Source organism: Kribbella deserti (assembly GCF_042434725.1).
In the GTDB taxonomy this organism is placed as follows: Bacteria; Actinomycetota; Actinomycetes; order Propionibacteriales; family Kribbellaceae; genus Kribbella; species Kribbella deserti.
This window is the reverse complement of the sequence record NZ_JBHLTC010000039.1, coordinates 55,674-69,468: the sequence shown is the minus strand read 5'-3', so window position 1 is coordinate 69,468 and position 13,795 is coordinate 55,674. Positions and strand designations below refer to the sequence as shown.

Annotated in this window: 14 protein-coding genes; 10 read left to right on the top strand and 4 right to left on the bottom strand. The window is 68.0% G+C overall.

All coding sequences use genetic code 11. The annotated features are described in order from the left end of the window. Nucleotides 1-81 precede the first annotated feature (81 nt). Nucleotides 82-1,560 (bottom strand): APC family permease, encoded by a 1,479-nt coding sequence (locus ACFFGN_RS30220; RefSeq protein WP_380054561.1) that lies wholly within the window; start codon nt 1,558-1,560, stop codon nt 82-84. A 249-nt stretch (nt 1,561-1,809) separates the two neighbouring features. Here ACFFGN_RS30220 and ACFFGN_RS30215 point away from each other — a divergent pair, with 249 nt between their 5' ends. Together ACFFGN_RS30215 and ACFFGN_RS30210 are read left to right on the top strand one after the other, a co-directional pair. Continuing rightward, nucleotides 1,810-2,754: a tyrosine recombinase XerC gene (locus tag ACFFGN_RS30215; RefSeq protein ID WP_380054558.1), complete on the top strand. Its 945-nt coding sequence runs from the start codon at nt 1,810-1,812 to the stop codon at nt 2,752-2,754. An 84-nt stretch (nt 2,755-2,838) separates the two neighbouring features. Further along, nucleotides 2,839-3,318, top strand: coding sequence for an RrF2 family transcriptional regulator (locus tag ACFFGN_RS30210; protein WP_380054555.1), 480 nt, complete (start codon nt 2,839-2,841; stop codon nt 3,316-3,318). A gap of 137 nt (nt 3,319-3,455) precedes the next feature. Here the strand turns inward: ACFFGN_RS30210 and ACFFGN_RS30205 are convergent, their stop codons facing one another. Next, a complete protein-coding gene (locus tag ACFFGN_RS30205; RefSeq protein ID WP_380054552.1) occupies nt 3,456-4,271 on the bottom strand; it encodes a M23 family metallopeptidase in 816 nt (271 codons plus the stop codon). Between the two features lie 346 nt (nt 4,272-4,617). On the opposite strand from ACFFGN_RS30205, the gene rpsB reads away from it, so the two are divergent. The 6 genes from rpsB (at nt 4,618) to ACFFGN_RS30175 (ending at nt 9,406) form a co-directional block, all read left to right on the top strand. Further along, the gene (rpsB, locus tag ACFFGN_RS30200; RefSeq protein ID WP_380054550.1) at nt 4,618-5,580 is read left to right on the top strand and encodes a 30S ribosomal protein S2; all 963 of its coding nucleotides are present in this window, start codon (nt 4,618-4,620) and stop codon (nt 5,578-5,580) included. A 91-nt stretch (nt 5,581-5,671) separates the two neighbouring features. Continuing rightward, entirely contained in the window at nt 5,672-6,490 is an 819-nt protein-coding gene (gene tsf, locus ACFFGN_RS30195; protein WP_380054547.1) for a translation elongation factor Ts, read from the top strand. 107 nt (nt 6,491-6,597) lie between these two features. After that, the gene (gene pyrH / locus ACFFGN_RS30190) at nt 6,598-7,326 is read left to right on the top strand and encodes a UMP kinase (RefSeq protein ID WP_380055104.1); all 729 of its coding nucleotides are present in this window, start codon (nt 6,598-6,600) and stop codon (nt 7,324-7,326) included. Between the two features lie 105 nt (nt 7,327-7,431). Continuing rightward, entirely contained in the window at nt 7,432-7,986 is a 555-nt protein-coding gene (frr, locus tag ACFFGN_RS30185) for a ribosome recycling factor (RefSeq protein ID WP_380055101.1), read from the top strand. Next, nucleotides 7,986-8,819, top strand: a complete 834-nt coding sequence (locus ACFFGN_RS30180; protein ID WP_380054545.1) for a phosphatidate cytidylyltransferase — start codon at nt 7,986-7,988, stop codon at nt 8,817-8,819. The genes frr and ACFFGN_RS30180 overlap by 1 nt, the downstream gene beginning before the upstream one ends. Continuing rightward, nucleotides 8,816-9,406, top strand: coding sequence for a GNAT family N-acetyltransferase (locus tag ACFFGN_RS30175; RefSeq protein WP_380054542.1), 591 nt, complete (start codon nt 8,816-8,818; stop codon nt 9,404-9,406). The genes ACFFGN_RS30180 and ACFFGN_RS30175 overlap by 4 nt, the downstream gene beginning before the upstream one ends. Here ACFFGN_RS30175 and ACFFGN_RS30170 read toward each other — a convergent pair. After that, nucleotides 9,390-10,388 (bottom strand): LLM class flavin-dependent oxidoreductase, encoded by a 999-nt coding sequence (locus tag ACFFGN_RS30170; protein ID WP_380054540.1) that lies wholly within the window; start codon nt 10,386-10,388, stop codon nt 9,390-9,392. The genes ACFFGN_RS30175 and ACFFGN_RS30170 overlap by 17 nt on opposite strands. Next, the gene (locus ACFFGN_RS30165) at nt 10,388-11,683 is read right to left on the bottom strand and encodes a dicarboxylate/amino acid:cation symporter (protein ID WP_380054537.1); all 1,296 of its coding nucleotides are present in this window, start codon (nt 11,681-11,683) and stop codon (nt 10,388-10,390) included. The genes ACFFGN_RS30170 and ACFFGN_RS30165 overlap by 1 nt, the downstream gene beginning before the upstream one ends. 236 nt (nt 11,684-11,919) lie before the next feature. Between ACFFGN_RS30165 and ACFFGN_RS30160 the strand changes: the two genes are divergently transcribed. Both ACFFGN_RS30160 and ACFFGN_RS30155 read left to right on the top strand, forming a co-directional pair. Continuing rightward, a complete protein-coding gene (locus tag ACFFGN_RS30160; RefSeq protein ID WP_380054534.1) occupies nt 11,920-12,423 on the top strand; it encodes a SigE family RNA polymerase sigma factor in 504 nt (167 codons plus the stop codon). Next, the gene (locus ACFFGN_RS30155) at nt 12,420-13,763 is read left to right on the top strand and encodes a WD40/YVTN/BNR-like repeat-containing protein (protein WP_380054531.1); all 1,344 of its coding nucleotides are present in this window, start codon (nt 12,420-12,422) and stop codon (nt 13,761-13,763) included. Before ACFFGN_RS30160 ends, ACFFGN_RS30155 begins: the two co-directional genes overlap by 4 nt. Nucleotides 13,764-13,795 lie beyond the last annotated feature (32 nt).

The following is a 13,795-nucleotide window of genomic DNA, read 5'->3' as shown; positions in this document are numbered from 1 at the left end:
GCCTGTGGACAACCGTCGGGAAAGGCGAATCGCCGGCCACGAGGTGCGGCCGGCGATTCGGTGGTTCGGAAAGCGGGTGGATCAGTGGCGCATGTGGCGGCCGCGGGGCTTGCCGTTGGGGCCGATGTTCTCGTTGCGGATGACGCGCAGGCCGCCCGAGCCGGGATCGGTGTCCGCGGTGTCGAAGTCCCACTCGTCCTCGTTGGCCAGGCGGCTGTGCCAGCGGCCGTAGAAGCCGTAGATGGCCAGGCCTAGCGTCATCCAGATGGCGAACTTGATCCAGGTCGAGGTGGCCAGGTTGAGCATCAGCCAGATCGTCGCGGCAAGCGAGAGCAGCGGGACGACCGGCACCATCGGCACCCGGAATCCGCGCTCCAGGTTGGGCTCGGTCCGGCGCAGCGTGAGCACGCCGACCGCACAGAACGCGAAGCAGAACAGCGAACCGATGACCAGCAGTTCCTCGAGCTCCAGCACCTTCGGGTACAGCGTCAGCGCGATCGCCGCGGCACCGGCGGCGGTGGCCGCGCGAGCGGGGGAGGAGTACACCCGGCTGACCCGGCCGAGGCCTCTCGGCAGCAGACCGTCACGGCCCATGTTGAACAGCACGCGGCTCTGCGCGATCAGAACCACCATGATCACGGTCATCAAGGCCAGTAGCGCGCCTAGGTTGACCACGTTCGCGGCCCAGTCCACACCGACCGAGGCCATCGCCTCCGAAACGGGCGCGTCGCCGCCGAGCTGCGCGTACGGGCGCAGCCCGACGAGCACGATGGCCATCGCCAGGTACAGCACGGTGACGGCGCCGAGGCCGAGCAGCATGCCCTGCGGAACCGTCTTGCGCGGGTTGCGCGCGTCCTCCGAGGCGGTGGCGATCAGGTCGAAACCGATGAAGGCGAACACGATCGCACTGGCGGCGGTGAAGATGCCCATGGTGCCGAACGGGCCGAACGAGAGATCGAGGATCCAGCCCAGCAAAGTCGGACTGGCTTCGGCCGGTGCTGCCTTGGCCGGCGGGATGAAGGGCTTGTAGTTCTCGGCCTTCACGTGCGTGGCGCCGACGACGACGACCAGCAGGATCACGGCGACCTTGGCGCTCACCACGATCGTGAGCACACGCGCGGACAGCTTCGTACCGGTCACGACCATGAACGTCAGCAGCAGTAACAGCGCCGGGGCGACCAGGTTGACCTTCGCCTCGGGCCCGGCGAACTCGGCGAGGGCCGCGGGTATGCCTATCCCGAACCCGTCCAAAGTGGCCAGCAGATACGCGCCCCAGACTCTGGCGACGATCGCGGCCGCGGTCACCAGCTCGAGCACGAGGGCCCAGCCGACCAGCCAGGCCCACGTTTCGCCGAACGTCACGTAGCTGAAGGTGTAAGCGCTACCCGATACGGGAATGGTGGACGACAGCTCCGCGTAACACATCGCCGCCAGCAGACAGACGATCGCCGCCACGACGAACGAGATGATCACCGCAGGACCGGCAACGGTCGCGGCCTTCTTGCCACTGAGGCTGAAGATGCCGGAACCGATCATCACGCCGAGCCCGAGCACGACCATGTCCCGGCGGCCGAAAAGGCGCGGGAGACGGTGACGTGCGTCTTCGACACGGGTGAACGCCGACTCGACCGGAAGTTTCCGGCCTATGGTCTGTCCGCTCGCCGAGGGGGCCATGGTCAGGGGTGCCTCCGTTGCGACTTGGGCAATCGGGGCGAACAGTAGTCGCTCTCCGGCGCAGGGACCAGGCCTCCGGTCAGATCAACCGCGTGGTGCCTTGTCTGTTCACGCTCACTGCCGCATGGTCGTGACATGGCCGACGCCCCGGGACCGGAAAGCCCTGATTTGTCAGGAGTTTTCGTTACGTTACTGCATGACTACGAACGGCATTTGAGTGCCGAACGTGATCTCAGTGCGCACTCGGTTCGGGCCTATCTTGGCGACATCGCGGACCTTTTCGAGCACCTCACGCGGCTGGGGCATAACGATCTGACCAGTCTCGACCTGCGGTCACTTCGCTCCTGGCTGGCGAAGCAGCAGAGCCTCGGAAAGGCGCGCAGCACGATTGCCCGGCGGGCCACGGCCGCCAGGGTTTTCACAGCGTGGGCCCAGCGAACCGGGCGGATGCCGGCCGATCCGGGCGCGCTGCTGGCGAGTCCGCGACCGCATCGGACGCTGCCGGGCGTGCTTGGTACGAGCGATACCAAGGCGTTGCTCGAGGTCAGCGCGATCGCGGCCGACGACGGTAGTCCTGTCGGACTGCGGGACCTGGCCATCATCGAACTGCTGTACGCAACCGGTATCCGCGTCGGTGAGTTGTGTGGCCTCGATGTCGACGACGTGGACACCGGCCGGCGGGTCGTGCGCGTGTTCGGCAAGGGGCGCAAGGAGCGGTCGGTGCCTTACGGCGTACCGGCGGGGAAGGCCCTCGAAAGCTGGCAGAACCACGGGCGTGCAATGTTGGCCAAGGACGGAAGTGGACCCGCGCTGTTCCTCGGAGCCCGCGGTGGGCGGATCGACCAGCGCACGGTTCGGCGTCTGGTGCACGAACGCGTCGCGGCCATCGAAGGAGCGCCTGAACTGTCGCCGCACGGCCTTCGCCACACGGCCGCGACCCACCTGCTGGAGGGTGGCGCCGATCTGCGCAGCGTGCAGGAGATGCTCGGCCACGCGTCGCTCGCGACCACCCAGATCTACACCCACGTCTCCGGCGATCGCCTGCGCAGCGCCTACAACCAGGCCCACCCGCGCGCCTGACTGGCCGCCCGGACTGGGCGACGCGTGGGCAGGGAGGTGCCTCCTCGCGTGTGGGCGGTGCTTCCATACGGCAGACTGCGCGGTATGCGGGTTTCGGCGAAGTCTGACTATGCGCTGCGGGCGCTGATCGAGATCACCAGGCGATCCACGGAGGACAATCCCGGCGTGATCTCCGCCGAGGAGCTCAGCCGGGCGCAGGGAATTCCGCACGGGTTCCTGCAGGGCATCCTGGCCGATCTGCGCCGGGTCGGCATTCTGTCCAGCCAGCGTGGTCAGTCCGGTGGCTGGCGGATGGCGATGGACCCGGCCAAGATCTCGGTCGCCGACGTGATGCGGGCCGTCGACGGGCCGATCGTGAGCATCTCCGGTTCCCGGCCCGAAGCCGTCAACTACAACGATCGTGCCGTCGTGCTGCAGCGGGTGTGGATCGCCGCCCGGGACAGTCTGCGCGACGTCCTCGAGAACACCACCCTCGCGGATCTGGGCTCCGGCAAACTGCCCGCCACGGTCGAACGCCGCGCCCGCGACGACGACGCCTGGCAAGCCCGCGTCCCCGGCAGCTGAGCCCCTTCGGCTGAACGACGGGTTAGGGCTGGGGTAGTTCCTGGGGTGGTCTTGAGAGACCTCCGCGCTCATCCGTCGTACGACGCGAGGGCTCAGCGTTCGAACGCCGCGGATTACCGCGATCTGGCGGTTCATCGTCAGTGCCTCCGCATCGCGAGGCCGCCGCCGATGACCGCCGCCGCGGCGAGCCCAACCGCCAACGCTCCCGCAGCGCCATGCCCGAACCCTCGCTCCGAGCCACCCCCAGCGCTCACGCCGCGTTCCACAGCCGCCGGCCCGGGCCCACGCTCAGCCGCTCCGGCCGAAAGTCCTTGGCCTGAGCGTGAACCTCCGCCCGTAGGCGTTTCCGAACCCAGGCGGGCGTCAGCACCCGTGGGCGGTCGGCTTGGTGGTGGGAGGGGGAGTAGGCGGACGGGGTGGCGGACCAGGGACAGCGGGTCGGCGTACTGGCGGGCTTTGAGCAGGCCCCAGTGAAGGCAGACCGCTGGCGCGCAGTGGCTGCCGGCGGCGGAGAGTCGGCCGATCGGCTGACCGGGCGTGACTGGTTGGCCGACGCGGACTGTTGCGACCACTGGCTCGTACGTCGTACGACTGCGGCCGTGGGTGAGTACGACGACGCCGCGGCCGGCGATTGCGCCTGCGAAGGTGACTCGGCCGGCGGTGGGGGCTAGGACGGGTTGTCCTGGCGCACCCGCTAGATCTACGCCGCGATGGCCCGCTAGCCATGGTGCCGGTGGAGGTTCGAAGCCGCGTACGACCTCCGGCCGGGGGGTGAGCGGCCAGCCGTGGACAGCCCGCGGTACGTCCTCGGCGGAGGCCGCCAGTGCCAGCGGTGAGGTGGCTTGGGCGGAGAAGACGGCGAGCAGGAAAAGGCTGCAGCGGACGAAGTGCGGCAGTAGTCGGGACGGTGGTCTGGGGCGTGGCCAAGTGGAGGGCCGGGAGAGGGTGCTCATGCGGAGAAGATGCCGTTGATCGCACCCCGGAACAGGGCCGAGTTGAACTCTGTGGACAACTCGCCGCCGGATGAGGCGGTGGGCGGGGCCGGTTCGACCTGGGCCGGGTTGCTCCCGTAGACTTCTGGAGGCGTCCCGTGTGAGCGGGACGACTTCGCACGCCCGCCTACCAAAGCTCGCACCTCGGTGTGGGACGGCGGACGCACCTCTCGGTCCTCGAAGCCGGTCATTCGGTCGAGGGGATTGGTGCGTGTGGGCGTCAGGCACGACGGACCGCCCTGGTCCGCCGTGAACAACCGAGACAGGTGTGCCCGGCGGAGCCGGGCCGCGACAGGAGGAACACCTCATGGCCGTCGTGACCATGAAGCAGCTGCTCGAGAGCGGCGTCCACTTCGGGCACCAGACCCGTCGCTGGAACCCGAAGATGAAGCGATTCATCTTCACCGAGCGCAACGGCATCTACATCATCGACCTCCAGCAGTCGCTGTCGTACATCGACCGCGCCTACGAGTTCGTGCGCAGCACCGTCGCTTCCGGCGGCGCGATCCTCTTCGTCGGTACGAAGAAGCAGGCTCAGGAAGCGATCGCCGAGCAGGCGACCCGCGTCGGCATGCCCTACGTGAACCAGCGCTGGCTGGGTGGCATGCTCACCAACTTCCAGACCGTGAACAAGCGGCTCCAGCGTCTGAAGGAGCTCGAGCTGCTCGACTTCGACGACGTCGCCGCTTCCGGTGTGACGAAGAAGGAGCTGCTGCAGAAGCGTCGCGAGCACGACAAGCTGCTCAAGACGCTCGGCGGTATTCGTGACATGGCCCGCGTTCCGGCCGCTGTCTGGATCGTCGACACCAAGAAGGAGCACCTCGCCGTTGACGAGGCGCGCAAGCTCAAGCTGCCGATCATCGGCATCCTCGACACCAACTGCGACCCGGACGAGGTCGACTTCCCGATTCCGGGTAACGACGACGCCATCCGCTCGGTCGGCCTGCTGACCCGCGTGGTCGCCGACGCCGTCGCCGACGGCCTCAAGTCGCGTGGTGGCCAGGGTGCCGCCGCGGCCGGCGAGGAGCTGGGTGCCGAGGAGCCGCTGGCCGCGTGGGAGCGCGAGCTGCTGGAGACGCAGGGCGCCGCTGACACCCCGGCCGACGCCGCCGCTGCCGCGTCCACCGAGGCGCCTGCCGCCACCGAGGCCCCCGCCGCGCCGGCCGTCGAGGCCGACGCCGCTGTCGAGGCGCCCGCGGCCGAGGAGACCCCGAAGGCCGACGAGACCGTCGCCGACGAGGCGCCGAAGGCCGACGACGCCAAGGCCTGATCTACCCGAGGCCGGACCGCAGCCCCAGGCTCCGGTCCGGCCCCAGGCCAGTCCACCCAGCAGACGCTCCGACAAAACGAGAGATCGAGGAATGGCGAACTTCACCGCCGCAGACGTTAAGAAGCTCCGCGACGCCACCGGCGCGGGCATGATGGACGCGAAGAAGGCGCTCGTCGAGACCGACGGCGACTTCGACAAGGCCGTCGAGGTGCTGCGTGTCACCGGCGCCGCCAAGGCCGCCAAGCGTGGCGCCGAGCGTTCCACCAGCAACGGCCTCGTCGCCGCCGCTGAGAACGCGATGGTCCAGCTGAACTGTGAGACCGACTTCGTCGCGAAGAACGAGCAGTTCCAGCAGCTCGCCGCCGACATCGTCGCGCACGCCGCGGCGAGCAAGGTGGGCGACATCGAGGGGCTGCTCAGCGAGAAGCTGGCCGACGGCAAGACCGTCGCCGAGAACATCGAGTCCCTCGCCGCCGTGATCGGCGAGAAGCTCGAGCTCGGCAAGGTCGCGCTGTTCGACGGCAAGGTCGCGGCGTACATGCACAAGCGTGCCGCCGACCTGCCCGCCCAGGTGGGCGTGCTGGTCGAGTTCGAGGGCGACAACATCGACGCCGCTCGTGGCGCTGCCATGCAGGCCGCCGCGATGCGTCCGCTGTTCACCACCCGCGACGAGGTACCGGCCGAGACGGTCGAGACCGAGCGCCGCATCGCCGAGGCGACCGCCCGCGAAGAGGGCAAGCCCGAAGGCGCGTTGCCGAAGATCATCGAAGGCCGGGTGAACGGCTACTTCAAGGAGGTCGTGCTGCTCGAGCAGTCGTCGGTCACCGACAACAAGAAGACCGTGAAGGCGGTTCTCGACGAGGCCGGCGTGACCGTCAAGCGGTTCGCGCGCTTCGAGGTCGGGGCCTGACGGCAACCCGATCAACCAGTCAACACAGCCCTAAAGAGGAGGCCGGAGTCGTGACGGAAACCGAAGGTACCGAGACGAATCCGGCCTCTTCGGCTGGACAGGTCCAGGTGCAGCAGGCCGGGACCGAGAAGCGCCAGCGGGTGCTGCTGAAGCTGTCCGGCGAGGTGTTCGGCGGCGGCAAGCTCGGCGTCGACCCCGATGTGGTCAACTCGATCGCCAAGCAGATCGCCGAGGTGGTTCGCGGCGGCGTGCAGGTCGCGATCGTGGTCGGCGGCGGCAACTTCTTCCGCGGTGCCGAGCTGCAGCAGCGCGGTATGGAGCGCAACCGCGCCGACTACATGGGCATGCTCGGCACGGTGATGAACTGCCTCGCACTGCAGGACTTCCTGGAGAAGCTCGGCATCGAGACGCGGGTACAGACCGCCATCACGATGGGCCAGGTCGCCGAGCCGTACATCCCGCGCAAGGCCGATCGGCACCTGTCCAAGGGCCGCGTGGTGATCTTCGGCGCCGGTTCCGGCATGCCGTACTTCTCCACCGACACCGTGGCGGCCCAGCGGGCGCTGGAGATCGGTGCCGAGGCGCTGCTGATGGGCAAGCAGGGCGTGGACGGGGTCTACGACTCCGACCCGAAGAAGAACCCGGACGCGGTCAAGTTCGACGGCCTGTCCTACGACGACTTCCTCGCGCGTGGTCTCAAGGTGGCCGACGCCACCGCGATCAGCCTGGCGCGCGACAACGCTCTTCCGATCGTGATCTTCGGTCTGGAGGAGGGCAACATCGCCCGCGTCATCCGGGGTGAGAAGATCGGCACCATCGTGTCGGCCGGCCGGTAACGGTCCCGACACGCACATCGCGTATAACCGGGCGTTGCACCGGTTGCGTTCATAGGGTTGGAGCGGCCGCACCGAGGCGGCCCCGAGGAAGCGAGGATTGTCGTGATCGACGAAGCACTCCGCGAAGCCGAGCAGAAGATGGCGAAGGCCGTGGAGGTCGCCAAGGACGAGTTCGCCGCGATCCGGACCGGCCGGGCGCACCCGGCGATGTTCGCGAACATCACCGCGGACTACTACGGCCAGCAGACCCCGCTCCAGCAGCTCGCCGGGTTCCAGATCCCCGAGCCGCGCACGGTGCTCATCTCGCCGTACGACAAGGGCGCGATGGGCGCGATCGAGAAGGCCATTCGCGACTCCGACCTGGGCGTCAACCCGGGCAACGACGGTTCGGTGATCCGGATCTCGATGCCGCAGCTGACCGAGGATCGCCGCAAGGAGTACATCAAGCTTGCCAAGACCAAGGCCGAAGAGGCCAAGGTCTCGATGCGCAACATCCGCCGGCACGCCAAGGACGCCGTCGACAAGGCCGTCAAGGACGGCGACGCGGGCGAGGACGAGGGCAAGAGTGCTGAGAAGCGGCTCGATGCGTTGACGAAGAAGAACGTCGACGCCATCGATGAACTGCTCAAGCACAAGGAAGCCGAACTGCTCGAGGTGTGATGGGCCTCGACCAGAGCACCCCCACGCCGAGCCGGGCCGGGCGTAATCTCCCGGCCGCGATCGCCGTCGGGGTGGGCCTCGGTGCTGCCATCATCGGCTCGCTCTATTGGCAGAAGTGGCTCTTCATCGTTCTCGTGGTGGCCGTGGTGCTGGTCGCCGTCGACGAGGTGGGCAAGGCCCTGAAGGTCGGCGGCGCGTCCGTCGCCCAGGTGCCGGTGCTCGCCGGAGCGGTCGCGATGCTCGCCGGGGCGTATCTCGGTGGGCCGCTGGTGTTGCTGACCGCGATGGCCGTGACCATCCTGGCCACCATCTTCTGGCGCATGCCCGGCGGTGCGCAGGGTTTCGTCCGGGACACCAGCGCGAGCGTGTTCCTGGTCGGGTACGTGCCGATGCTCGCCGGATTCGCCGTACTGCTGGTCCGGCCGGACGACGGCCCGGAGCGGGTGATCACGTTCTTCCTGGTCGTGATCGCCAGTGACGTCGGTGGTTACGCCGCGGGCGTGCTGTTCGGCAAGCACCCGATGGCACCAACGATCAGCCCGAAGAAGTCGTGGGAGGGTTTTGCCGGTTCCACGCTCGGCTGCGTCATCGCCGGCACGTTGTCGGTGACGATCCTGCTGAACGGCGACTGGTGGGTCGGCGTGCTGATCGGCCTGATCGCGGTGGGTACCGCCACGCTCGGCGATCTCGGCGAGTCGATGATCAAGCGAGACCTCGGGATCAAGGACATGTCGAACCTGCTGCCCGGTCACGGCGGCATCATGGATCGCCTGGACTCGCTGCTCGCCACCGTGCCGGTGGTCTGGCTGGTCCTGCACCTCCTGGTGAAGTGACCATCACCGCTCCGGACGGCAGGATGCTGACCGACGGATTCGTCCGCTTGGACAGGCTGACCACCGACGACATCCCGGAGCTGTACGACGCGATCGCCCGTCCCGAGGTCTACGGGGCGGGCTTCGGCGGTATTGCGGGTCCGCCTCGGGATCTCGACCACATGCGGGACCAGTGGACCAAGTACGCCGACACCCACCTGATCTACGCGATCCGCCTGGTAGCGGACAACCGGCTCGTAGGGACTTCCAGCTTCGCGGAGATCGACGTACGCAACGAGAGCATCGAGGTGGGTGCGACAGCGTTCAGGCCGTCGTTGTGGGGGAGCGGCCTCAACCCGGCGACCAAGTTGCTGATGCTGAGCCACGTTTTCGACGAGTGCGGGTTCGGCCGCGTGGCGATCGGGGTGGACGCCCGCAACACGAGGTCGCTCGCGGCGGTGGCCAGGCTCGGCGCGAGCCGTGAGGGCGTCTTGAGGCGGTTCCAGCGTTGCTACGACGGCAGGTTCCGCGACCTGGTGTTGTTCTCGATCCTGGCCGACGAGTGGCCGAAGGTCCGGGAAGGCCTGCAGGTCAGGCTAGGTCGATAAGCCGCTGGTACGACGCGAGGAGCTCGGCCCGGTCGAAGCTGTTCGTAGTTACCAAGAGTTCGTCGGCACCCATGCGAGCGATCAGGCCCTGCAAGGTGGTTCCAACCTCGTCAGGCGTTCCGTAAATCTGCCCCTGCAGGGACGACTCGAAGAACCCCCGCTCCTTCTCGGTCATCTCCCGGGCCAGTACCGCGTCCACCGGCTCCAACGGTGGGAAGACCCCACGCGTACGCGAGTAGGCGCTCGCCCATGCCTCAGGCAACAACAACCGCCGCGCGTCTTCCTTGCTGTCGGCAACCGCCACGGCGGACGCCAGTACGACGTACGGCAAGTCGCCCCAGGCCGACGGGCGGAAACCGGCGCGGTAGCGGTTGATCCACCCGAGCAGTTCGTCCTCGCCACGGACGGCGGCGATCACCAGGGGCAGGCCGAGCTCCGCCGCGAGCAGCGCGCCCTCCCCGACGGCCATGACGTACGCCGGGAGGCGCAGGCCTTCCCCGGGGCGCGCGTGGACCTGGGGATGGACCTGCTGAGTGCCGTCGAAATAGCCCAGCAGTTCGCGGAGTTGCGCGGCGAAGTCGTCCACCGCGTCCTTGTCCACGCCCAGGGCCCGCCGGATGCCGTTGGTGAATCCGACGGACCGGCCGAGGCCCATATCGATCCGGCCCGGGTAGAGCGACTCCAGTACGCCGAACTGCTCCGCAACCACCAGTGGCTGGTGGTTCGGCAGCATCACCCCGCCGGTGCCGACGCGAATGCGCGAGGTGGCACCGGCGATGGCGGCGGCCAGTACGGTCGGCGCCGAGCCCACGACCCCGGGCACGCTGTGGTGTTCCGACACCCAGAAGCGCTTGTACCCGAGGTCCTCGGCCTGCTGGGCGAACCGAACCGTCTGCCGCAGGGCCTCCGGTTCGGACTCGCCCTGCCGGGTCCGCGACCGGTCCAGGACCGACAGCGGAACGCCCAGCGCCGACGTACTCATCAGACGGTGACCGGGACCCGATCGGCGACGGCCCGATCCTCGTGAGCGTTGTACACGTTCTCGTCGAGAATGCCCTCGCGCTTGGAGACCAGCACCGGGACCAGCGCCTGTCCGGCGACGTTCACCGCGGTCCGGCCCATGTCCAGGATCGGGTCGATGGCCAGCAGCAGGCCGACGCCTTCCAGCGGCAGGCCGAGCGTGGACAGGGTGAGCGTCAGCATCACGATCGCGCCGGTCAGCCCGGCGGTCGCGGCGGAACCGACCACCGAGACGAACGCGATCAGCACGTACTCCTTCAGGCCGAGGTCCACCCCGAACACCTGAGCCACGAAGATCGCGGCGATCGCCGGGTAGATCGCGGCGCAACCGTCCATCTTGGTGGTCGCGCCGAACGGCACGCTGAAGGCGGCGTACTCCTTGGGAACGCCGAGGTTGTCGGTCACCACGCGCTGGGTCAGCGGCATCGTGCCGACGGACGAGCGGGAGACGAACGCGAGCTGGATCGCCGGCCAGGCGCCGGCGAAGAAGCGCAGCGGGTTCAGCCGGGCCACGAAGGCCAGCAGCGCCGGGTAGACGCCGAACAGCACCAGCGCGAGGCCGAGGTAGATGGCGCCCGAGAACTTGGCCAGCGGCGACAGCAGATCCCAGCCGTAGTTGGAGACGGCCTTACCGATCAGACCGGCCGTACCGATCGGCGCGAGCCGGATGACCCACCACAACGCCTTCTGCACCAGTTCGAGCACGGCGGTGGACAGCGTGATGACGGGCTGTGCCGCCTTGCCCACGGCCAGCGCGGCCGCACCGGTCACAGCGGCCAGGAACACGATCTGCAGCACGTTGCCCTCGACAAAGGCCGCGACCGGGTTGGTCGGCACGATGCCGGTGAGGAAGTCGAGCCAGCTACCGACGTTCTCCGGGCGTTCGGCGCCCGCGGTGTCGATGGTCAGGCCGCGGCCCGGATTCACCACCAGGCCGATCCCGATGCCGATCAGGACCGCGATCAGCGAGGTGATCAGGAACCAGCCGAGCGTGCGTAGCGCCAGCCGGGCCGCGTTGCTCACCTCGCGCAGGTTTGTGATCGAGACCACGATCGCGGTGAAGACGAGCGGCGGGACGGCCAGTTTGAGCAACTGGACGAACATCGATCCGACGGTGGTGAGCGCGGTGGCGAGCCAGCCGACGTCACCCGCGCGGGCGATCAGGCCGAGTACGACGCCGGCGGCGAGACCGAGCAGGATCTGGGCGCCGAAGCCGAGTTTGAACCTCTTGGGCGCGACAGTTGAGGCGGTGGACACGAAAAAAGACCTTTCAGGCGGAACTGACAGCGAGCTTGACGGGGTCGAAGGCGGTCAGCCTCGACAGGCGTCGCTCGTCACGCGCTGCAGGTCGACATGCAGGCGCTCGGTCAGGTGCCAGGGATTGGTCATCTCACCAGTGCTGAACAACGGGGTCCGCAGAAATATTTCCGCGCCCAGGCAACCTTCCAGCGCCGACCGGCGTCCTTGGTCTGCTGGAATCGAGAGGGGTGGGGATGAACGACGGGGAGCGCGCTGCGTTCAACGAGTTCGTGCACGCGCGGCTGCCGAAGCTGCTGCGCTTCGGGCATGCTCTGACCGGTGATCCCCATTCGGGGGCCGATCTGGTCCAGGACGCGCTGGAACGGGCCATGCTGGCCTGGTCACGGATCGACGCGAAGGACGATCCGGAAGGATATGTCCGCCGCATCATGGTGAACCGCAACGTGAGCATCTGGCGCCGCTACCGCAAGGAACGGCTGGTCGACCAACTGCCGGAGAAGGCATCCGTGGCACCATCCAACGAGCGCGACGACGGCTTGTGGGAGGCGATCAAGCAGTTACCGGTGAAACAGCGGGCGGTGATCGTGCTGCGCTACTACGAGGACCTCAGTGAGATCCAGATCGCGGCCACCATGGGTTGCAGCGTCGGCACGGTGAAGAGCCAGGCCTCCCGGGCGATGGCCAAGTTGAGGACTTTGATGAACGACAAGAACCTGGTCGGCGGTGAAGTGCGATGAGTGATCTCGAAAAGGACCTGAAGCGGGTTCTGCACGACAAGGCTGACGGCGACTACGTGACCGGATCGGACGTCATGCTGCACCGGGTGGCCAAGGGCGCGGTTCGCCTGCACCGCCGCCGGGTCGGCGCGGCCGTGCTCAGCACGCTGGCGGTCGTCACCGCCGGCACGACGCTGGCGCTGAACCTCGGCAACATCACCGACGCAAACCCGCCGGTCGTCGCCAACACCACCACCCCGACCACCACCCCGACCGGCTCCAGCGACTCGCCGGTCAAGCCGTCGACCGCCCCGACCGGCGGCTCGTCGGACGGCCCACCCGTCGGCGGCAGTCCGCCCCCGAACACCACCACCACTACGAACACGACGCCCACCAGCCCGACGAGCACGCCCACCACCCCGGGCGTGAAGCCGACCGTGCCGCCGGTTGGTGGCGTCACGGTCACGGATTTCGGGTACCACGGTGCCTCGACCAACGGCTCGAACACCATCCGGGTGGTCGGCAGCGGCAAGTGCAACGGCGTGGAGTGCTATCCGATCCTGGTCAGCGTCGACGGCGGAAAGAGCTTCCAGTACGAGGAAAGCGCGCCGGGACAGGCCCATGACCTCGGCGTGAAGGGGGACTACTGGTGGGTTTCCGGCGGTTCGCAGACGACGATCTGGTCGACCCATGACAGCGGCAAGACGTGGACCAAAAAGACCGCTCCCGGAGTGATCCGCAGGATCTACGGTCAGGGCCGTACGCCGGTCATGAAGATCGGAACCGGCTCGGACATGCGCCTGTACGCCGCCGGGGACTTCTTCGAGCGGATCGAGCCGGCCTTGGGCAGTGTCCACGACTACTCGCTGTGGGGCCGCGGCGTCGCGGTCGGCGACGTGAACGGCGAGATCGGCGTCACGGTCAGCAACTCCGACCATAAACCGCGGATGACCGGCTGCAAGACGAACGCGATCGAGAGCCGGGTGTCATCGGGACCGGGCGACGTGATCTGGCTGATGTGCCCGACCTCCGCGTCGGTGGCTCCCACGCTGAAGGTGTCGACGGACGCGGGTCGTACCTGGAAGACCGTCGCGGCGAACGTGCCGAGGCCGGGCAGCGTGAATCACATTGCCGCGATCAGCGCCACCGAGGCGATCTACTACGCGGGCCCGACCAGTAAAGCGACCCTGGTCCGCGCGGACGGCAGCACCCAGGGGATTGTGCTCACCGGCTTGGCCTCGCCCGCGGAGCTCTACTTCCAGACGTCTTCAGTCGGTTACGCCAGCGGTGACGGCCGGCTGCTGCGAACGACGGACAGCGGCCGGACCTGGAACAGGGTGACGTTTCCCGCATTCGAGTAGGTGAATTTGTGAACGGACCCGGGGGCAGGGAC